18 protein-coding genes and 1 tRNA gene are annotated in these 19770 nt (G+C 60.9%); 7 read left to right on the top strand and 12 right to left on the bottom strand.

The window, feature by feature from the left end; translation table 11 throughout:
- Positions 1-2: 2 nt before the first annotated feature.
- Positions 3-2771 carry an aconitate hydratase AcnA gene (gene acnA / locus G3256_RS10440; protein ID WP_169640760.1) on the bottom strand — a complete coding sequence of 923 codons (2769 nt, stop codon included), beginning with the start codon at positions 2769-2771 and terminating at the stop codon, positions 3-5.
- Positions 2772-3001: 230 nt separating this feature from the next.
- Between acnA and G3256_RS10435 the strand changes: the two genes are divergently transcribed.
- The gene (locus G3256_RS10435) at positions 3002-3697 is read left to right on the top strand and encodes a DUF1223 domain-containing protein (RefSeq protein WP_169640759.1); all 696 of its coding nucleotides are present in this window, start codon (positions 3002-3004) and stop codon (positions 3695-3697) included.
- Between the two features lie 299 nt (positions 3698-3996).
- On the opposite strand, the gene G3256_RS10430 is transcribed toward G3256_RS10435, so the two are convergent.
- From G3256_RS10430 to purB, 4 genes are all read right to left on the bottom strand, one after another.
- Positions 3997-5058, bottom strand: a complete 1062-nt coding sequence (locus G3256_RS10430) for a flagellar motor switch protein FliG (RefSeq protein ID WP_169640758.1) — start codon at positions 5056-5058, stop codon at positions 3997-3999.
- Between the two features lie 70 nt (positions 5059-5128).
- Positions 5129-5647 carry a tetratricopeptide repeat protein gene (locus G3256_RS10425; protein ID WP_169640757.1) on the bottom strand — a complete coding sequence of 173 codons (519 nt, stop codon included), beginning with the start codon at positions 5645-5647 and terminating at the stop codon, positions 5129-5131.
- Positions 5648-5754: 107 nt separating this feature from the next.
- Positions 5755-5913, bottom strand: coding sequence for a hypothetical protein (locus G3256_RS10420; protein ID WP_169640756.1), 159 nt, complete (start codon positions 5911-5913; stop codon positions 5755-5757).
- 95 nt (positions 5914-6008) lie between these two features.
- Positions 6009-7319, bottom strand: a complete 1311-nt coding sequence (gene purB / locus G3256_RS10415) for an adenylosuccinate lyase (RefSeq protein WP_169640755.1) — start codon at positions 7317-7319, stop codon at positions 6009-6011.
- Positions 7320-7564: 245 nt separating this feature from the next.
- On the opposite strand from purB, the gene G3256_RS10410 reads away from it, so the two are divergent.
- The gene (locus G3256_RS10410; protein WP_169640754.1) at positions 7565-7972 is read left to right on the top strand and encodes a DUF6314 family protein; all 408 of its coding nucleotides are present in this window, start codon (positions 7565-7567) and stop codon (positions 7970-7972) included.
- 75 nt (positions 7973-8047) lie between these two features.
- Positions 8048-8653, top strand: coding sequence for a biotin transporter BioY (locus G3256_RS10405; RefSeq protein ID WP_169640753.1), 606 nt, complete (start codon positions 8048-8050; stop codon positions 8651-8653).
- A 117-nt stretch (positions 8654-8770) separates the two neighbouring features.
- Here the strand turns inward: G3256_RS10405 and G3256_RS10400 are convergent, their stop codons facing one another.
- Entirely contained in the window at positions 8771-9985 is a 1215-nt protein-coding gene (locus G3256_RS10400) for a bifunctional alpha/beta hydrolase/OsmC family protein (protein WP_169640752.1), read from the bottom strand.
- Between the two features lie 449 nt (positions 9986-10434).
- Between G3256_RS10400 and G3256_RS10395 the strand changes: the two genes are divergently transcribed.
- Positions 10435-11685 carry a hypothetical protein gene (locus tag G3256_RS10395; RefSeq protein WP_169640751.1) on the top strand — a complete coding sequence of 417 codons (1251 nt, stop codon included), beginning with the start codon at positions 10435-10437 and terminating at the stop codon, positions 11683-11685.
- 15 nt (positions 11686-11700) lie between these two features.
- Here the strand turns inward: G3256_RS10395 and dddP are convergent, their stop codons facing one another.
- Positions 11701-13044 carry a dimethylsulfonioproprionate lyase DddP gene (dddP, locus tag G3256_RS10390; RefSeq protein WP_169640750.1) on the bottom strand — a complete coding sequence of 448 codons (1344 nt, stop codon included), beginning with the start codon at positions 13042-13044 and terminating at the stop codon, positions 11701-11703.
- A gap of 130 nt (positions 13045-13174) precedes the next feature.
- Between dddP and G3256_RS10385 the strand changes: the two genes are divergently transcribed.
- Complete coding sequence (locus G3256_RS10385; protein ID WP_169640749.1) at positions 13175-13903, top strand: heme-dependent oxidative N-demethylase family protein; 729 nt, start codon at positions 13175-13177, stop codon at positions 13901-13903.
- Positions 13904-13906: 3 nt separating this feature from the next.
- On the opposite strand, the gene G3256_RS10380 is transcribed toward G3256_RS10385, so the two are convergent.
- The 4 genes from G3256_RS10380 to G3256_RS10365 form a co-directional block, all read right to left on the bottom strand.
- Complete coding sequence (locus tag G3256_RS10380) at positions 13907-14254, bottom strand: YigZ family protein (protein WP_169642402.1); 348 nt, start codon at positions 14252-14254, stop codon at positions 13907-13909.
- 109 nt (positions 14255-14363) lie between these two features.
- Entirely contained in the window at positions 14364-14972 is a 609-nt protein-coding gene (locus tag G3256_RS10375) for an NYN domain-containing protein (RefSeq protein ID WP_169640748.1), read from the bottom strand.
- 392 nt (positions 14973-15364) lie between these two features.
- A complete protein-coding gene (glnA, locus tag G3256_RS10370; protein ID WP_169640747.1) occupies positions 15365-16768 on the bottom strand; it encodes a type I glutamate--ammonia ligase in 1404 nt (467 codons plus the stop codon).
- A gap of 45 nt (positions 16769-16813) precedes the next feature.
- Positions 16814-17152 carry a P-II family nitrogen regulator gene (locus tag G3256_RS10365; protein WP_169640746.1) on the bottom strand — a complete coding sequence of 113 codons (339 nt, stop codon included), beginning with the start codon at positions 17150-17152 and terminating at the stop codon, positions 16814-16816.
- 165 nt (positions 17153-17317) lie between these two features.
- On the opposite strand from G3256_RS10365, the gene G3256_RS10360 reads away from it, so the two are divergent.
- The gene (locus G3256_RS10360; RefSeq protein WP_169640745.1) at positions 17318-18979 is read left to right on the top strand and encodes an NAD(P)H-hydrate dehydratase; all 1662 of its coding nucleotides are present in this window, start codon (positions 17318-17320) and stop codon (positions 18977-18979) included.
- On the opposite strand, the gene G3256_RS10355 is transcribed toward G3256_RS10360, so the two are convergent.
- Entirely contained in the window at positions 18967-19416 is a 450-nt protein-coding gene (locus tag G3256_RS10355) for a Hint domain-containing protein (protein WP_169640744.1), read from the bottom strand. The two genes, G3256_RS10360 and G3256_RS10355, sit on opposite strands and share 13 nt — an antisense overlap.
- Before the next feature lie 203 nt (positions 19417-19619).
- On the opposite strand from G3256_RS10355, the gene G3256_RS10350 reads away from it, so the two are divergent.
- Positions 19620-19704, top strand: a tRNA-Leu gene (locus G3256_RS10350).
- Positions 19705-19770: the final 66 nt, after the last annotated feature.

The raw sequence follows: 19770 nt of genomic DNA, 5'->3' as shown, positions 1-19770 counted from the left end.
GTTCAGGCCGCCTGAGCGAGGTTGCGCAGCACGTAGTGCAGCACGCCGCCGTGCTCGATGTATTCGATCTCGATCGCGGTATCGATCCGGCATTTGAGCGTGATTTCCCTGCTGCTGCCGTCGCCCATCACGATCGTGCAGGGCACTTCCTGCAGCGGCTTAATGGTGTCGAGACCCGAAATCGACACGGTCTCATCGCCGGTCAGACCGAGCGATTTACGCGTGTCGTCGCCAGTGAACTCAAAGGGAATGACCCCCATGCCCACCAGATTGGAGCGGTGAATACGCTCAAAGCTTTCGGCGATCACCGCTTTTACGCCCAGCAGGGCCGTGCCCTTGGCTGCCCAGTCACGACTGGAGCCCGCGCCATACTGCTCACCGCCGAAGATCACCAGCGGCGTGCCGGCATCCTGATAGGCCATCGCGGCATCATAGATTGAGGTCTGCGCGCCGTCGGGGCCCTTGGTATAGCCGCCCTCAACGTTGTCCAGCATCTCGTTTTTGATGCGGATATTGGCGAAGGTGCCGCGCATCATAACCTCGTGGTTGCCCCGGCGCGACCCATAGGAGTTGAACTCGCGCTGCGGCACCTGACGCTCGATCAGGTACTGGCCGGCGGGTGTTGTATCCTTGAACGAGCCGGCCGGAGAGATGTGGTCGGTCGTGATCATATCGCCGAGGATCGCCAGAACGCTGGCGTTCTCTATATTGGTGATCACGCCCGGTTCTTTGCCCATGTCTTTGAAATAGGGCGGGTTCTGCACATAGGTCGAGGTCGGCGGCCAGTTGTAGGTCTTGCTGTCCGTGGTCTCGACGCCGCGCCATTTGTCATCGCCTTTGAAGACGTCGGCGTATTTTTCCTGGAAAGAGTCGCGGGTCACTGTCTCTTCGACCAGATCAGCGATTTCCTTTGAGGTGGGCCAGATATCTTTGAGATAGACGTCATTGCCATCCTGATCCTGACCGAGCGGATCTTTGGCGATGTCGATGTTCATGTCACCGGCGAGTGCATAGGCTACGACGAGCGGCGGGGAGGCCAGATAGTTGGCGCGCACGTCCGGGCTGATCCGGCCTTCGAAGTTGCGGTTGCCCGAGAGCACCGAGGTCGCGATCAGATCACCTTCGGCAATCGCATCCGAGAGCTCTTTCTGGATCGGACCGGAGTTACCGATACAGGTGGTGCAGCCATAGCCCACAAGATTGAAACCGATCGCATCCAGATCTTCCTGAAGCTCAGCCGCTTCGAGATAGGCGGACACAACCTGGCTGCCCGGCGCCAGCGATGTCTTGACCCAGGGCTTGCGTGTCAGACCACGCTCGCGGGCTTTGCGCGCCACAAGGCCAGCCCCGATCATCACATAAGGGTTGGATGTATTGGTGCAGGAGGTGATCGAGGCGATCACAATCGAGCCGTCGTGCAGCTTGTAATCCTCCCCCTTCACGGCGGCCACATTGTGATGGCCGATATCGCCGGGGATGTGATGTGGCGCAGGGGCGCCGCCCTCTGCTGTCATCTCGTCCTGTTCGCTATCGCGGGCGGAAGGCTCGGGGCGCTGGCCTTTTATATAGGCGCCGAAAGCGGAAGCCGCTTCGGTGAGGGCGATGTAATCCTGCGGGCGTTTCGGGCCCGAGATCGCCGGCACAATAGTGCTCATGTCGAGGTGCAGCGTGTCCGAATAGACGGGTGCATAGCTCTCATCGCGCCACATGCCGTTGGCCTTGGCATAGGCTTCCACGAGCGCTACGCGGTCCTTGTCACGACCGGTGTTGGTAAGATAGCGCAGTGTCTCCTTGTCGATCGGGAAAAAGCCACAGGTCGCCCCGTATTCCGGCGCCATGTTGGCAATGGTCGCCCGGTCAGCCAGCGGCAGACGGTCGAGACCTTCGCCAAAGAATTCCACAAACTTGCTGACCACGCCCTTTTCGCGCAGCATCTCAACAACCTTAAGCACCAGATCGGTGCCGGTGGTGCCTTCCATCATGGTGCCTGTAAGCTCAAAGCCCACGACTTCAGGGATCAGCATGGAGATCGGCTGACCGAGCATCGCGGCTTCGGCTTCAATACCGCCCACGCCCCAGCCCAGAACGGCCGCGCCATTGACCATCGTGGTGTGGCTGTCGGTGCCCACGAGCGTGTCGGGGTAGGCCACTTCTTTGCCGTCCTGATCGGTGTCCGTCCAGACCGTCTGCGCCAGATATTCAAGGTTTACCTGGTGACAGATACCGGTGCCGGGAGGCACCACGCGGAAGTTGTTAAAGGCTTTCTGACCCCACTTGAGGAAAGTATAGCGCTCCATGTTGCGCTCGTATTCGCGGTCCACATTCATCTGAAAGGCGCGCGGGTTGCCGAATTCGTCGATCATCACCGAGTGGTCAATGACAAGATCCACCGGGTTGAGCGGGTTGATCTTTTCCGCGTCACCGCCAAGGCTGATGATCGCATCGCGCATCGCGGCCAGATCAACGACCGCCGGAACACCGGTAAAGTCCTGCAGCAGCACGCGGGCAGGGCGGTAGGCGATCTCGCGCGGGTTCTTCCCGCCTTTCTCAGCCCATTCCGCAAAGGCACGGATATCGTCGGTGGTGACCGTTTTGCCATCCTCAAAGCGCAGCATATTTTCCAGCACAACCTTGAGCGCTGCCGGAAGCTTCGAGAAATCACCCAATCCCGCGGCTGTTGCCGCCTCTATCGAGTAATAATCGACGCTCTGCGCGCCGGATGTCAGGGTTTTACGGGTTTCAGAACTGTCGTGACCAACGGTAATGGGCATAATGTGCTCCCTCGGGCTGAAGTCGGATGATCAGTGAATTACCTGCTGAATGCCTTAAGGAGGGGGGCAGTTCAACTCAATTCCGCACCTTCGGCGCAAAATGTATACCATTGTGTACCGGGCTGGCTCACGGAATTTGCAGCCTCTCTCAAGAAACGTTGATTGGTCATTACAGCGCGGTCTGTTTATGTGGAGGGAAAGGGGCAGACTGCACCTTTCAGGGGAATCACATGCGACGACTGATGCAGGCTATTTTCGCCGGCGCACTTTTCATCTCACCGCTCCAGGCCCAGGACGCACCTGTTGTGGTCGAGCTTTATACCTCTCAGGGATGCTCTTCCTGTCCGCCTGCGGATGATCTTTTTCATCAGATCGCCGGTCGTGATGACGTCATCGCGCTCGCGCTGCATGTTGATTACTGGGATTACATCGGGTGGAAAGATCAGTTCGCCGATCCGCGCAATGCGCAGCGCCAGCGGGCTTATGCCACCGCGGCAGGGCGCCGGTCGATCTATACGCCGGAGATGATTGTGAACGGTCTGACCGATATTATCGGCGCCAAACCGATGCAGCTCTCCGAGGCGATCGCTGCGCATAAAGCACAGCCTGCACCGGTTCTTGTGTCATTGCGCCGCAACGGTGAGAGCGTGCAGATCTCAGCCGAGGCAAAGCAGCCCCCCACAGGTGCGCTGATCGTTCAGATGGTCCGTTATGTGCCGGAGCGGGAGGCCGACATTACCCGTGGTGAAAACGCGGGCCGGAGAATTGTCTATTCGAACGTGACCCAGGACTGGAAAATTCTGGGCGAGTGGGACGGGCGCGCACCGCTGGACATCGAAGCGCCGGCACCGGGTGCCGAAGCCGTGGTCGTACTCATCCAGGAAAAAGGCATGGGGCCGATCGTCGGCGCGGCACAGCTGCGCTGAAGCAACCGGCACACGTCAGCAGTATTTCTGATGACCGGAGTGACATGTCCGTACTGCGGGCGGCACACGGGATCACCAAAGCACTGCCGGGGCAGGTTTTCCGGGACTTTGAAACCGATTATCCGCCGGCTCTGACTGGCTTTCCGGACCTGACCTCATTCGGACCGTCTTCCGGTTGTGCGGTCTTCCGCAAAACGAGGCGAGGACGCGAGAAACCCTGCCGGCATGAGACTGACGGACCACGCCGGCCTCATTCAGCACAACCCCGCACCACTTTCACTGTACCTGCGGCAGGGGTCTCAGCCGCCGTCTTCGTCATCGACAATAAGCAGAAGCTCGCCGCTGGCTTCCATTTCGCGGATGGACCGGACAATCGTCGCGGTCGCCTCTTCCATGTCAGAGGTTTTGACGCTTTCCCGCTCTTCCACCGCTTCGCGCAGCTGATCGGCCATGCGTCCGGACATGTTTTCCAGGATGAAATCAGCCGATTTCTGAACCCCTGCGGCACCGGCACCGGCGAGGGCGGTAATCAGCATGTCCTGGTCGAGACCGCGAACAACACGGGGGATATCCCGTGCCGCAATCCGTTGCGGTATATTGCCGAAGGTAAAGATCGCCCGACGCACCATTTCCGCAAAACCGGCGTCCGTCTCGTCAAGCCCTTCGAGCACATCGTCGCGGGTCGTCGATGTCGTGGAATTCAGGATTGCGCCCACGCGCTCGACCGGGCCGCTGTCAAAGGCCCCGACAGGCTCCGCATCAAGCTGGGCTGCAAGCGACAGACCAATCCTGTCGACCGCATCCGGTGTGACCGCACTGGTCAGGGACACGGCATAGGTAATGCGCCGCGCCTCGGGCCCGGGCAGCTGGCCCAGCAGCTCGGCTGCGCGTTTCACATCAATTTTAGACAATAAAACCGCGGCAATTTCGGTACTTTCGTTCTGAAGCACCGGCAGGAGCTTCTCGGTGCCAAGCTGTTGCAGCCGTTCCCAGGGGTCGCCGTATTCGCGCACGCCGGCCTCTTTGCGCAGCCGCGCAGCGGTCTGTTTGGAGATCCGTCCGTCAAGCGCATCCAAGGCACCCGCGATACCGCCCGGAAAGGACAGGCCGATGCTCTCCAGCTCTCCGGCAAACTCACCGATCACGTCAGAGAGAGTGTCGCGATCCACAAAGCGCATGGACCCCATCTGCTGTGTGAGCTGTGCCTGAAGGTTCTCCGGCAGATCCTCAAGCGGAATATCAGCGCCTTCATTCAGCAGCAGCCGGACCACAACGGCCGCTTTTGCCCGGCGGCTCAGCTTTGCCGGTGTGCCGGTGTTGCTCCCGCCCGGCAGCGCCGGGAAGGAGGTCATAGGTACCATATCGTTCATCATTACCCGCCTTTAACATCTAAGGTTAACATGGCAGCTAAAGGTAAAGATTTGGCTGAAGTCAGTAGTTATAAGTTGCCCCGGTAGCGATCGCGTTGCGCAGCGAGGTCTCAGACCAGGTGCCGCTGCCTCCGTGTCGCCGGATGGCCTGCAACTGGGCGATGGCTTTGGTCACCTGACCCTGTTCGACAAAACCCTGACCCATATAAGATCGCGCCGTTATATTTGCCGGATCGCGGTCAATCGCCTCGCGATAGAACATCATGGCCAGACCGGTGTTGCCCAGCTTGCGGTGGGTGAAGCCCATATAGGTAAGACGGCCCGGATCGTGGGGATCCATCGCATCGAGAACGTTCTGCGCATCGTGGTAGCGTCCGGCCCATGCCAGTTGTCGCACGGTGGTATAAAGTTGATCCCGGTCGAGGCCGCTTTCTTTGGCATCGACGCATTTGCCGGACTTTTCATCAAAGACCTGCGCGCCTTTGCAATCAGATGCAGGCGGGGCGGGCGGCTCAACATCGCCGCCGTCAGCACAAACGATAGTGGGCAAAAGCAGGGACGCGATCAGCAGGGTTCTCATTACGCTATGCTCCTTGTTACCGGTACCGTGAGAGATAGCGCACCGCCGCAATGCGTAAAGGCGCACTGCAGCAGCGCGCCTTTACAGTTTGAAGTCTTGTCTCGTGTTCAGCTGTTGACGCTGACCACGCACTTTCCGGATTCGCTGTCATAAACGGTGCCGTCAGCGCAGGACATAACCTGACGCTCGTAGTTGCAGCCCGCCGCTAAAGCGATAACCGGTGTCAGAGAAAGCGCCACAGCGGCGGCCATAGTTCTGATCGTCATTGCGGTTCTCCTGAAGTTCATGAATGCTATCGATGGTAGCATCGCCTGACCCGGGGTCAACAAAAATGCGAATACGTCCCTGGTGCCCGACCCGCTTATGCCTCTTCTTTGAACACCCGCGCAAAGATCGTATCGACATGTTTGGTGTGATACCCCAGATCGAATTTCTCTTCGATCTCCGCAGGGCTGAGGGCTGCGGTCACATCCGCATCCGCAAGGAGTTCGGTTTTGAAATCCCTGCCTTCTTCCCAGACCTTCATGGCATTGCGCTGCACCAGTTTATAGGCGTCCTCGCGGCTCACACCGGCCTGTGTCAGCGCCAGCAGCACCCGCTGGCTCATCACGAGACCGCGGAACTTATTCATATTGGCCAGCATGTTGTCGGGATAGATCACCAGCTTGTCGATCACCTGCGTCAGCCGCGCCAGCGCAAAATCGAGCGTAATCGTTGTGTCGGGCCCGATATTGCGCTCCACCGAGCTGTGCGAGATGTCGCGTTCATGCCAGAGGGCCACATTCTCCATCGCAGGCACCACTGCCATCCGCACCAGCCGCGCCAGCCCGGTGAGGTTTTCGGTAAGCACCGGGTTGCGCTTGTGCGGCATGGCAGAAGAGCCTTTCTGGCCGGCAGAGAAAAACTCTTCCGCTTCCAGCACTTCGGTGCGCTGCATATGGCGAATCTCGGTCGCAATGTTCTCGATTGAGCTGCCAACCACGCCGAGGGCCGCGAAAAACGCCGCATGCCGGTCGCGGGGGATGACCTGAGTGCTGATCGGTTCGGGCGCGAGACCCAGCTTTTCACACACGTGCTCTTCGACGCGCGGATCGATGTTGGCGAAGGTCCCCACAGCCCCGGAAATCGCTCCGGTGGCGATTTCATAGCGCGCCTTTTCCAACCGGTTCAGGTTGCGGTCCATCTCCGCGTAAAACCGTGCAAAGGTCAGGCCCATAGTGGTGGGCTCCGCATGGATGCCATGGCTGCGCCCGATACGCACGGTATCTTTGTACTCAAACGCGCGGCGCTTCAGCGCCGCCAGCAGCGCCTTTACATCATCGATCAGGATGTCGGAGGCGCGCACAAGCTGAACGTTGAAACACGTGTCGAGCACATCGGACGACGTCATCCCCTGATGCACGAAGCGTGCCTGATCGCTGCCCACATGCTCGGCCAGATGCGTCAGAAAGGCGATCACATCGTGTTTCGTGACCGCCTCGATCTCGTCGATACGCGCCACATCGAACTCTACATCTTTCGCCTTCCACACAGCGTCTGCGTTTTCGCGCGGGATCACGCCCAGATCGGCCATCGCGTCACAGGCGTGCGCCTCAATCTCGTACCAGATGCGGAACTTTGTTTCAGGGCTCCAGATGGCAACCATGTCGGGGCGGGAATAGCGGGGAATCATCTGGTCGGTCCTTTATTTACGATTGCGTCCGGGTTCAGGCGGCTCATAAACTGCCGCACAGGGCATCACAAGGCAGGAGCGGGAAATGGAAAGCGTGTCAGATCCCGTGCCGGGGTGCCGGCCGGACCGGCGGTTGCCGGTGAGGAAAGGCGGATGATCGGGCAGCGGATAATCAGGACCCCGACGCGGCGCAGGTTCTGCAGTGACGCGGCCCGGAAGAAATTCCGGACCGCAGAGAGCGGTTTATGACACCTGACCCCCGCGTGCTGGCGGATTTCGCAGGCGACTGGCGGCTGTGTAAAAACGTGGTGCAGGCAGATGGCACGCGGGGCCGTTTTGAAGGCACCGCATCCTGGCATCCGGCGGGCACGGGTGCTGAGTATACCGAAGCAGGCCGGATGACGCTGGGTGACGCGCCGCCCTTTCACGCGACGCGGCGGTACAGGTGGTCTCAGGGGCTTGAGGTTTCTTTTGAAGACGGCCGGTTTTTCCACCAGGTTCCGGCCCTCGGCGGGGCGACGACACACTGGTGTGATCCGGATCGCTATGACGTGGTCTATGACTTTTCGGCCTGGCCTGAATTTAATGTGTCCTGGCGGGTGAAGGGGCCGCGCAAGGATTACACCCTGCAGTGCCAATACAGACGGCCCTGACGACAGAACCCTTGCGCAGGGGCTGCAGGTGCGGCATTCAGAGAGATAAGTATTCGCAACAGGAGACAGATTTCCATGCAACTGACCGCTTCTCACTCCGTACTGGCAGAGATAACCGGGCCGCAGACCGGTGCGGCCCGCCGTGTCAAACAGGCCGTTCTGGTCATCACAGGGATCGCGCTTCTGGCGGTGGCTGCCAACATCAAGGTGCCGGTGCCGGGCTCGCCTGTCGCGATGAACATGGGCACTTTTGCTGTGCTGACCATCGGGGCCGCCTATGGCGCGCGGCTCGGGCTGACCACGATTATGGGGTATATGATCATCGGAGCGCTCGGGTTTGATATCTTCCAGAGCTCGACGGCTGAGCTCAACGGTCTGGCGTATATGACGGGCAGCACAGGCGGCTATCTGCTGGGCTATGTGATCGCAACGGTGGCCCTCGGGGCACTGGCATCACGCGGCTGGGACCGGTCGGTGGTCTGGATGGCGCTGGCAATGCTGATCGGCAACGTGCTGCTTTATGTGCCAGGGCTGTTGTGGCTTGGCCAGCTTTACGGCTGGGACCAGCCGATCCTCCAGTGGGGTCTGACACCCTTCCTGCTCGGCGATGCGCTGAAGCTGGTACTGGCGGCGGTGCTGCTGCCGGCAGTCTGGAAACTGGTGGGCGACGCACGCGGCTGAACGCCACCGCAGAGCCGGTAAAATGCGAGGCGCAGCCCCCGGGGGCTGTGCCTCATTTTTTTTGCCGGGGAAGGATGGCGATCTGAGCCCGCGCCGGCGGGCGGCTGGTGCGTGGTGTCAGTCCGCAAGCTCGGTGATTACGGTCGAGCTGCGCTCAAGGGTCCGGTGCACCGGGCATTTATCGGCAATTTCGAGCAACCGCGCGCGCTGATCCGCGGTCAGATCTCCGGTCACCGTAATACGCCGGCGCCAGGTGTCGATCTTGTCGCCGACGGAGGTTTTCGCATCCTGCGCGTGCACCTTGTTGTGCGAGACATCAACTGACACATGGCGGACGGGCCAGCCTTTCTGGCGGGCATACATGCGCAGGGTCATAGTGGTGCAGGCCCCCAGACCCGCTGAGAGCAGACCGTAGGGCGACAGCCCCCTGTTGGTACCGCCATAGGCCAGCGGTTCATCGGCAAGCAGGTGATGCCCTTCGCCGGAGACAATGTCGGTGAGAAACCCGTCAGGATCCGCCTCCGACACCCGCACCACGCCTTCAGGAGCGCCGGGCGGCGGTGCAGGACGTCTGAGATCGAGATAGCGCGCAGACCATGTGGCGATCACATCGGCCACGTATTCCGCGTCTGCCGCGCCCGACACCAGGTGGTCGGCCGTATCGAGTGCGACAAAGCTCTTGGGGTGTTTTGCGCCGAGGAAAATGCGGCTGGCGTTGTCGATGCTGACAATCTCGTCCCGCGGCGCGTGCATCACAAGCAGAGCGGCCCTGAGACCTGCGAGTGCGTCGTCCAGCGCCGCCTCTGACACATCCTCGACAAAGCCTTTGCCGATGCGGAAGGGGCGCCCGCCAAGGCTCACCTCGGCGCTGCCCTGCGCGTGAATTTCATCCAGGGCGTCGCTGAAATTATCGGTGACATGCCCGGGATCAAAAGGCGCGCCGATCGTCGCCACCGCCCTGATCTGCGGCATGCTGCCTGCGGCACGGATAACCGCGGCGCCGCCCAGTGAATGACCGATGATCAGCGAAGGGGCCATGTCACGGCCATTGAGGTATTCTTGAGCAGCAATGAGATCGTCGACATTCGACGTGAAAGACGTATTGGAAAACTCGCCGCCCGAATGGCCCAGACCGGTAAAATCAAAGCGCAGTACAGCAATGCCGGCGCCCGCCAGACGCGCCGCAATGCGGCGGGCGGCGGGAATGTCTTTGCCGCAGGTAAAACAATGCGCAAAGAGCGCAGTCGCCAGATGCGGACCGTCGGGCAGATCAAGCCGTGCGGCAAGCTCGGTGCCATCGTGTCCGGGAAAGGTGATGCGCTCTGTCGGCATGGGAAAGCTCCTGTCCTGCGGTCTCAGAGTGGGTGCGCCGGGCAGCGCTGGCAAGACCTGTGACAGTTACCTCACGGGGACGTGCACGCCGGAGACCACGTGCCGGCTCTGAACCGCGGCAATGAGACCCGCCCACCGGTGGTTGCCCGGCGACCGCCGCTGGTGTGCGGGCCGGGTCCGGCGGAGCCTCGTCCGGGGCCGCTGCGTGCGCGAAAGCATGCTCAGATGCGGGCAGAAGCCCTGTGCCTGTGCATGCGGTCGGGCATAATCTGTCCTGTTTCAGGCGCCTTACCGGACGCTCCTGCCGCGGTCCACCTGAGCGGGAAACCGCCAGTTGAACGCAATTTGCAGTTCGGTTTTTGCGGTTTTGCAGCCAGTGCGTAAGCTGTCAGACGCTTTGCGTCCGATCTGCCGGTACCGCAGAGCACAGACCCGGGAGGCGCCCAGACATGCCCCAGAAAAAGCCAGTATCAGAGAAGACATCCCGCGCCGCCGCGGACGAAACCTCTGTGGATATCGAAGACCTGCTGAGCAAGGGCAACTGGGAGCAACGGCTCGAAGAAGCCCGTTTGCGCCGCGAGGAGGTTCTCGCCGCGCGGGAAGAGGAAAGCCCTTCTTCCGGCACGCAGACGAGGTCCGGCGCGCCTGCGGGCGCACGGGCCGGAGCGGGCAGGGCAGGATCATCCCGCAACAGGCCTGTGCCTGCACCGAATGCGCCGGAGGCCGGGGCACGGGCCCGGATCCTTGCAGCCCTTGCAGATGCCGCGACGGATGCCGCGCAGATCACCGGAAAAACTCTGCGGAAACTGAACAGCATCCGCCAGAGCCGTGGGGTCTTGGTGCCCGCAGCGCTGGCCGCCCTGCCAGCGCTGAAACGCCCGAAGGTGACCGGCCGGAGCGCCAGCATGGTCGCGACGGGGGCGGCCTGTCTGATGCTCGGATACGGGATCGGCAGTGTCGAAGAAACAACCGCATCGGCCACACCCGGGCCAGACACCGTGCAGGCAACCACCATGCAGGCAACCACCGCGATAGCCACGACTGCAGACAGTGACATAACCGGAACCACGGCCATCACACAGACCCTGGTCCTGCCCTATGACAAGGGCGGCCTCTTTGCTCTCAGCAGCGCGGATCAGATATCGCCTGAACTGCCCGACCCGCCGGTGTTTGCCGCATTGTCAAATGTCACATGGACCTCCGTAGATCCGGCCCGCAACGACAGCCCGCCCGACGTGCGTGCGGCTGTACGCAGTGGCGGCCTGCCGCCTGCGGTTCTGCCGCTGACACTCTCGCCTGAAAAGGAAGACTGGTTTGCCGGTGCCACGGGCCTGCGTGCGCCGTTGCGGATGTTCGTATACGCGCCCGAGAGCATCCCCCGCCATGCACTGGATGAAAACCTCAGCCGGCTGGGTAATTCTGAGGCCGAGATCGCGCGCCTGCAGCGGGTGAACATGCGCATCAGCACACCGCACATCCGCTATTTTTATGCCGAAGATGCAGATGCGGCCATGGCGCTTGGTGAAAGTCTCGGCATCGAAGCACGTGACTTCAGGCATATGTCGGGCGCCGGCACCGGACGGGTCGAGGTCTGGCTTAACGGTGCTGCGGTCCGGCGTCGCACGATCTCGCCGGCAGAGCAGGTGGCGCAACGCGGATTTACCCTGCTCAGCGATCTGCTGCCCGGGCTCTTTCGCTGAGCCCGACACAGACGCTCAGAGGCGACCCATCAGCGCGTCATCAAAGGGATAAACCGTCAGGTTCTCAAAGCCGTCCTCGGTGATCAGCACCTGATCCTCAAGCTTGATGGAGAAATCGCCGCCCTCGGGGCTCACCAGCGCTTCGACACACAGGCACATGCCAGGCTCCAGCGGATAGTCATAAGCACCCTCAACCGCATGATCGGGATAGGCGACCAGAGGCCATTCATCACAAAGCCCGACGCCGTGCATCAGACAGCCGTATTTCAGCTTCTGAAACCCGGGATCCAGCACATGGGTGCCTGCAGAAAGCTCCGGGATCATCACGCCGGGTCTGAGCATCTGCATATTGGTCATGATATGCTCGACCCCGTGCTGCATGGCATAGACCATATCGGGGCGGGGCTTGTCTGGCCCGATCCACCAGCTGCGCGAGATATCGGTGCAGATGCCGTAAGCGCCCACGAGATCGGTGTCAAAAGAGATGATCTCATTGGCCTGACAGACCCGCGGGCCACATTCCTGAAACCACGGGTTGGTGCGCGGGCCGGATGTGAGCAGCCGCGTTTCGATCCATTCACCGCCCCTGCGCACGTTCTCGGCGTGCAGCACGGCCCAGATATCGTTTTCGCAGGTCACACCGTCGCCGACGTTGGCCCGCGCGAAATCCTCCATGATCCGCACCGCTGTCTCGCAGGCGTGGCTTGAGCAGCGCATGGCTTTGATCTCATCGGGTCCTTTGACCGAGCGGGCCTTTTCGGTGACCTCTTCGCCGTCCATCACCTCAAACCCCTGCGCTTCCAGCGCGCGCAACCCGTGCAGCATGATCTTGTCGCCGGCAAGGCGTTTGAGGCCCGGCGCGTGTTCGGCAAGCAGTACCCGGATCTCATTGGCCAGCACTTCGGCGGCGGCGCCCACCTTGTCGCCCCGGTCAAAGTAAAACAGATCCGCGCCGGAGCGTTGCTCGCGCACCAGAGGGTTGAATTCACTGAGAAACGGCGAGTTCTTATAATCCCACATCACCATATAACCATCCGCACAGAGCAGCACGGCGCGGAACGGGTTATGGGTGTTCCAGAGCTGCATATTGGTGCTGTCGGTGGCATAGCGGATGTTCAGCGGATCAGTCATCAGCAACCCGGCATAGCCACGCGCCACGATGTGATCGGTAAGCCGCCGGTGCCGGTATGCGCGCATGGCGTCGAGATCGGGGAGGTCCAGCCCCGCGGCCTCCCATTCGCGGAAGGCAAGCTGCGTCGGGCCGATCTCGACCCGGTCCATATCGTTAGGGCTGCCATCGCCAAGCGTCACCCCGCGCGAGGGGTCGATTTTACGGGTCTGGCTGAAATGCGTATTCATGGGGCGCGTCCGGACAGAGTTTCTGTCTTTACTCTGCGTTTAAAATCCGTCGGGCGTTTGACTGTTTCCGACCACCTGCCGGGTCGTTTTTTGCGGACCATCCTGCAGAGCGCTGTTAAGAGTGCTGCTGATGACTGTTGTTCTGCATAATGATCTGCCGCCTGAGATGAGCCCGGACCGTGCGCTGCCCGGGGTACAGCCGCTGGCCGCTGACGACTGGCTGCGGGTCAGCGATGCTTACGGCGGTCAGATGGCCGAACGCCGGGCCCGTCTGGCTTCCGCGCGTGATGCTGTGCTCTTTGAAAGCGCGGGCAGTCAGGATGCATCGGCCGAAGTGCTGGAGGCAGCACTGCCCCTGCTCCCGGGTCTGGGGTTCGCTGTCAATGGCCCGCTTGTGACCTGTCCGGACGGATTTAAGACCGACACCCGGTCCGACACGCCGCTGGCTGTGCTGGGGCAGATCCTGCAGGAAGACATCTGCATCCTTGAAAAGCCCGGCTCTGAGCATATGCTGACGGCCGCCGTGCTCTGCTTTCCCGCCGGCTGGACGCTGAGCGAAAAGGCCGGGCGTCCGCTGACGGATATTCACACCCCGGTGAAAAGCTATGACGCGGCAATAGCGACGCGGGTCCAGCGGCTTTTTGACGGGGTGCAGGCGGGGCGTCCGCTCTGGCGCAACAACTGGCTGAACTACGACGATGCAACGCTTTATCAGCCGCATTCCGTGCATGACCCGCGACGTGAAAGCGGTGATCCGGCAGCAGCACCCTACATCCGGACTGAACGCCAGTGTATTCTGCGACTGCCGCGCACCCGCGCCGTTGTCTTTACGATCCACACTTATGTGGTGCCTTGCTGAGCTTTACAGATGCGCAAGATAGATGCGTACCGCCTCCTGCACGTGCCGGAATCTGTCGCCGCCCAGATGTTTACCGCCAAACCAGCGCGTGACGACGATCAGGTGGTTGTGCAGCCCCTCACGCTCAAGCATGCGCAGGATGACCATGCCGGCGCCGGCCTCGCCATCGTCGTTTTTCACAGGTCCTGCGCTGGTGATCAGCGCCCAGGTGTTATGCGTTGCTTTCGCGAACTTTTTGCGTTGGCACAGCGTGCGGATCAGCGCTCTGGCGGTTTCCTCATCCGGGCAGGGTGCGCCTGAAACCGCGTATTTCGAGCCGCGGTCGCTGATGATATTTTCGAGAACAAGCACGCAGGTAACACTGGGCTGCACAGTCAGCAGGAGCAAGCGGTTTCAGTTTCTGTCGGCACAGACAGGCGGCCGGGGTCAGGGCATTTCGCAGAGGACGGGCCTCGCAGGATCAGACGGGCTGACGTTTTGCATCGGGAGGCGCCACTTCCTCAGGCTCAAGCCCTGGCAGGCTCAGCCAGACCTCGCCGGATTTATACCCGCCACGTACCAGGTATCCGGGCTTTCGGATCTCGGGGTGATCTTTTGCCCAGTCGCGATAGCGGTCATTGGTCACGACGCGCGCCTCATAGGCCCGCGCGGTAATCAGTATTTCGGGATCTGCCTGCGTGCCCTTGCCGACCACGCGCACGCGGTCGCGCGGGACGTCGAGTTTTTTGCTGAACCAGGCGTCATGTCGGTAGCGGCCGGTCAGCACATGGCCCGCGTTAGCATCAAAAATCACACCGGGCTGATAGCCTTTGCTGTGCAGGGCATCGATCACGTCGCGCACGGTCTCGATGCGCGGTTTGCCGTCTTTCCAGTGCATGACATTGGAGCCGTCGATCACAACCAGCTTTTCGCCGATCGGTCTGTTCACATACCGATCGATCTGCGAGATCAGTAGCAGCAGGCTTGCCAGCGCACAGGGCGCCGCAATCAGCAGAAGATCTGCAAAAACCGGGATCGTCAGCGCCGCGACGAGAAACACGGATGACAATGTGAACAGAAAGACAAGCATGCGAGCGCGGCTTCATCATTAAACGGACGTCCGGACAGACCGGGGTGATTGTCATCCTAATCACCAATAATGACCATTTTCGGGCGTTTTTGTCCGTGGTTCATGGCGCTGGCACATCTCTGGCGGTGTTGTTGCGGCCTCTGAACACCTTAGAGGTGTAGAATGACCTCGCGCCTCAATGCAGGAGCGACCGGCGGAGGAACAGAATTTGTGCGCCGGCGAAATTCCGGGTGCTGAAATTACGTAACGATTTCAGGTTTCTGAATCAGTATGTTCAGGCAGTGCAACAGGGTCGGTGACTGTATCCGACGGCACAAACGAAAACGGACGCCCCGCTGAGGAGCGTCCGTTGGAACCTGTGGCCGGGTGCGCCGGAACGCGCCCGGAACGGTTCAGCAGCTGTAGTACATTGCGAACTCAACCGGATGCGGTGTGTGTTCGTAACGCTCGATCTCTTCCATTTTCAGATCGATATAGCCCTCGATCTGATCTTCGGTGAAGACATCGCCTTTGAGCAGGAAGCCCATGTCGGCTTTGAGCTCTTCCATCGCTTCACGCAGGGAGCCGCAGACGGTCGGAATGCCGGCCAGCTCTTCGGCGGGAAGATCATAGAGGTTCTTGTCCATCGCCTCGCCGGGATCGATCTTGGACATGATGCCGTCAAGACCGGCCATCAGCAGGGCTGCAAAGCACAGATAGGGGTTTGCACTCGGATCGGGGAAACGGGCCTCAACGCGCTTGGCTTTGGGGCTTTCCGTCCACGGGATCCGCACACAGCCTGAGCGGTTACGGGCGGAATAGGCGCGCAGCACAGGCGCTTCAAATCCGGGGATCAGACGCTTGTAGCTGTTAGTGCCGGGGTTGGTGAAAGCATTCAGCGCTTTTGCGTGCTTGAGAATACCACCGATGAAATAGAGCGCTTCCTGGCTCAGATCGGCGTATTTGTCGCCTGCGAAAACCGGCTTGCCGTCTTTCCAGATGGACATGTTCACGTGCATGCCGGTGCCGTTGTCGCCGGCGATAGGCTTGGGCATGAAGGTCGCGGACTTGCCGTAGGCATGCGCCACATTGTGGATCACATATTTGTACTTCTGCAGCTCATCGGCCTGTTTGGTCAGGCTGTCAAAGACGAGACCAAGCTCGTGCTGGCACGAGGCCACCTCGTGGTGGTGTTTGTCCACTTTCATGCCCAGACGCTTCATTGTGGAAAGCATCTCAGACCGCAGGTCCTGGGACTCGTCCGTCGGGTTTACCGGGAAGTAACCACCCTTGATGCCCGGACGGTGACCCATGTTGCCCATCTCAAACTCAGCGTCCGTGTTCCAGGAGGCGTCTACCGCGTCCACTTCGTAAGACACTTTGTTCATCGTGGTGGAGAAGCGCACGTTGTCAAAGAGGAAGAATTCCGCTTCCGGACCCATATAGGCGACATCGCCGACGCCTGTGGATTTCAGATACTCTTCTGCCTTCTGTGCAGTGCCGCGCGGGTCGCGGTCATAGGCCTCACCAGTGTCCGGCTCAACAACCGAGCAGTGCAGGCAGACTGTCTTTTCAGCATAGAAAGGATCGATATAGGCGCTCTCTGTGTCGGGCATCAGCTTCATGTCGGAGGCTTCAATCGACTTCCAGCCTTCGATGGAAGAGCCGTCAAACATGAATCCCTCCTCAAGGAAGTCCTCATCGACCTGATCAGCCATCACGGTGACGTGCTGCAGCTTGCCGCGCGGATCGGTAAAGCGGATGTCGACGTATGCCACGTCTTCATCGGCGATCATCTTGAGTAGTTCTTTGCTCATTCTCGGATATCCCTCCTGGTTGGAATGATTAGGTGTACGGCGCGTTCAGAGCGCGTCGGAGCCGGTTTCGCCCGTGCGGATGCGGATTGTCTGCTCGACCGGTGTCACAAAAATTTTGCCATCGCCGATTTTTTCAGTTTTGGCAGCGGCCACAATGGCCTCAATGGCGCTGTCGACCATGTCATCATCAAGCACGATCTCGATCTTTACCTTCGGCAGGAAATCAACAACGTACTCGGCCCCGCGGTAAAGCTCGGTATGGCCTTTCTGGCGGCCGAACCCTTTGACTTCTATAACGGAAAGGCCCTGGATGCCCACTTCCTGCAGAGCTTCCTTTACTTCGTCGAGTTTGAACGGTTTGATAACCGCTTCTATCTTCTTCATGCTGGCCTCCCTTGCCGCAGTTCATCCCGGACAGACCATTACGGGCTGTCAGGGTCCATGATCAGGGGTAAACTGCTTCTGCGCCCGGATCAATTTGATCAGCGTGCGATTAAGAAATAAACATTATGCACAAAAAGCGGGCAAAAATGAATCGCAGGCTCCGGAATGACTGAACTGCTGACGGCGCGACAGATGCGTGATCTGGAACAGGCGGCCATTGCTGCCGGCACCGTAACGGGCGCCGGGATGATGGAGAAAGCCGGGCAGGGGGTTGTGTCGGAGATTCTGAAGCGCTGGCCGGAACTGCGGATAAAACCGCACCGGGCGCTGGTGCTCTGCGGGCCCGGAAATAACGGTGGAGACGGGTTCGTCATCGCGCGGCTTCTGATCAGAGCCGGCTGGAGTGCGGATGTTTTCCTTTCCGGAGATCCGGAAAAGCTGCCGCCCGACGCCCGAACTAATTATGACCGGCTGACCACCCTGACGGATGTGCATGCCTGGGACGCTGAAACGATCCGCGACGGCGCACGGCCGGATGTGATCATTGATGCCGTTTTCGGCGCCGGACTGACGCGACCGCTGCCGCGGGACATCGCGCAGGTGCTCGGGGCCCGCGGGTGCCGCCGGTGGAAACGCAGCTATGAGATCACGCGTGTCGCGGTGGACTGTCCGTCCGGCCTGAACCTCGACAATGGTATGCTGCCCTTTGACGGGGATCCAGCCGACGAGGACTTCAATCCCTGGCCGGATTTCGTGAACAGTGCGGACCTGACGGTGACATTTCACAGCCCGAAGGCCGGGCACTACCTTGGCATGGGGCCGCTGATCTGCGGCCGGATTGCTGTGGTGGATATCGGGCTCAGCGGCGAGGCAATCGAGCGCTCGATGGCCGGACAGCCGCCGGATCCGGAACGCGCGCGTCTGGCAGAACCACGTTTTGCAGGCCGGCCGGTGCGCCGATGGCCGGGCATGGTTCTGTCTAAAAACAGCTATGCCGGTCACAAATATCACCACGGCCATGTTATCGCCTTTGCCGGCGGCGTCGGGCGCGGCGGGGCCGGACGCCTTGCGGCCCGGGCGGCGTTACGCATCGGGGCAGGGCTGGTGACGCTGGTCTGTCCCAGGGCCGCCGTGATGGAAAACGCGATGCACCTCAATTCGGTGATGTTGCGCGGACTGGACGATCCGAAGGACCTTGCGCGGGTCGCCGACGAACGGGTCACGGCCTTTTGTGTCGGACCGGGGCTCGGCACCGGGGCGCGCACCCGGGACCTGGTGGCGCAGGTGCTGGCGCGTGCAGAAAGTGAGCGGGACTGGCGCCGGCCTGCCGTTGTGCTGGACGCCGATGCCCTCACAAGCTTTGCTGATGATCCCGGCGCGCTCTTTGCCATGACCCATGCGCGCACTGTTCTGACGCCGCATGAAGGCGAATTCGGGCGCCTTTTTCCCGATCTGGCACAGAGTGCGCGCGCAGATGCCTCAAAGATTGAGGTGGCGCGCCTTGCGGCGGCGCGGGCCGGGTGCGTCGTGCTGCTGAAAGGGCCCGATACGGTGATTGCTGCACCGGACGGCGGCGCCACGGTACATGCCGCAACCTACAACCGCCAGGCGCCCTGGCTGGCAACAGCGGGCGCGGGAGACGTGCTTGCCGGTATGATTGCCGGGATCGCAGCTTCGCCGACCGCGCCGGATCTGATTGTCTGTGCGGAGGCTGCAACCTGGCTGCACACCGAGGCCGCGCGCGCCTTTGGCCCCGGGCTCATCGCCGAGGATCTAAGTGAAATGCTGCCGCAGGTGTTGCGCGCTGCGCAGGATCAGCCGGAATAGCGGTGCCGCGGTGCGCGTAAGCAGTCCGCTGTCCCCAGTTCCATGCCACCTGCGTATATCACTGCCGGTTCACCGCAACGGATCCGGTAGAGCGTGACCGGAAGCTGACCAAGATCACGCACAAATTCACCATCGGCAAGATCGCCTGCGCGCACCAGCGCTTCTCCGGCCCCGCCAAATGCCTTCGCGCGCCAGTCGCGCAGCAGCACAGGCTGTCCCGCGCTCAGCAGCGTGTCTCTGTTCCGGCAGGTATGTCCGAGCGAACCCGCGATGACATAGACGACGCGGGCCACGATACTGATGACCTCAATGCTCTGCACGACAGCACTCCCCCTCCGGCGGGTGATGACCTGATCGCCACACCGAAGATGCTGCACCGGGATCTGCCCGTGCAGGGTCAGAACAGCAGTGCCATGCGTAAGGCCTTCGGGGGCCATGCTGCTGTCTGCTGCCCTGCGCGCGGACTGCTGAAGTAGAGAGGTTTGCTGCATGCTGCCCCGCAGAATCGATACCTGAAACAGACCTTGTTGGCGCGATCAGACCATGCCGGGGGATAATAACTGTTTAACCGCCGTGTCTTTTCTCTTGCTACTGCAGTGCTGGTTTGGCAGGAACCGCGACAGGCCGCTTGCGGCCCTTTGCGGGTGTGGCGAAATTGGTAGACGCACCAGATTTAGGTTCTGGCGCCGCAAGGCGTGGGGGTTCAAGTCCCTCCACCCGCACCACCGATACCGGTCCTCCTTCAGACGCCGCAGGATCCGGTCTGCGATGGTCGCAGAGGACCATGGTTA

The organism is Roseobacter ponti (assembly GCF_012932215.1).
GTDB lineage: Bacteria > Pseudomonadota > Alphaproteobacteria > Rhodobacterales > Rhodobacteraceae > Roseobacter > Roseobacter ponti.
This window is presented reverse-complemented; position numbering and strand designations above follow the sequence as displayed.

Coding starts and splice junctions, on each gene's coding strand:
- acnA (WP_169640760.1), bottom strand. CDS start 2,771: ATGCCCATTACCGTTGGTCACGACAGTTCTGAAACCCGTAAAACCCTG.
- G3256_RS10420 (WP_169640756.1), bottom strand. CDS start 5,913: ATGACGATCAGAACTATGGCCGCCGCTGTGGCGCTTTCTCTGACACCG.
- G3256_RS10375 (WP_169640748.1), bottom strand. CDS start 14,972: ATGCTTGTCTTTCTGTTCACATTGTCATCCGTGTTTCTCGTCGCGGCG.
- G3256_RS10435 (WP_169640759.1), top strand. CDS start 3,002: ATGCGACGACTGATGCAGGCTATTTTCGCCGGCGCACTTTTCATCTCA.
- G3256_RS10410 (WP_169640754.1), top strand. CDS start 7,565: ATGACACCTGACCCCCGCGTGCTGGCGGATTTCGCAGGCGACTGGCGG.
- G3256_RS10385 (WP_169640749.1), top strand. CDS start 13,175: ATGACTGTTGTTCTGCATAATGATCTGCCGCCTGAGATGAGCCCGGAC.
- glnA (WP_169640747.1), bottom strand. CDS start 16,768: ATGAGCAAAGAACTACTCAAGATGATCGCCGATGAAGACGTGGCATAC.
- G3256_RS10360 (WP_169640745.1), top strand. CDS start 17,318: ATGACTGAACTGCTGACGGCGCGACAGATGCGTGATCTGGAACAGGCG.
- purB (WP_169640755.1), bottom strand. CDS start 7,319: ATGATTCCCCGCTATTCCCGCCCCGACATGGTTGCCATCTGGAGCCCT.
- G3256_RS10395 (WP_169640751.1), top strand. CDS start 10,435: ATGCCCCAGAAAAAGCCAGTATCAGAGAAGACATCCCGCGCCGCCGCG.
- dddP (WP_169640750.1), bottom strand. CDS start 13,044: ATGAATACGCATTTCAGCCAGACCCGTAAAATCGACCCCTCGCGCGGG.
- G3256_RS10355 (WP_169640744.1), bottom strand. CDS start 19,416: ATGGCCCCCGAAGGCCTTACGCATGGCACTGCTGTTCTGACCCTGCAC.
- G3256_RS10430 (WP_169640758.1), bottom strand. CDS start 5,058: ATGGTACCTATGACCTCCTTCCCGGCGCTGCCGGGCGGGAGCAACACC.
- G3256_RS10425 (WP_169640757.1), bottom strand. CDS start 5,647: ATGAGAACCCTGCTGATCGCGTCCCTGCTTTTGCCCACTATCGTTTGT.
- G3256_RS10400 (WP_169640752.1), bottom strand. CDS start 9,985: ATGCCGACAGAGCGCATCACCTTTCCCGGACACGATGGCACCGAGCTT.
- G3256_RS10365 (WP_169640746.1), bottom strand. CDS start 17,152: ATGAAGAAGATAGAAGCGGTTATCAAACCGTTCAAACTCGACGAAGTA.
- G3256_RS10405 (WP_169640753.1), top strand. CDS start 8,048: ATGCAACTGACCGCTTCTCACTCCGTACTGGCAGAGATAACCGGGCCG.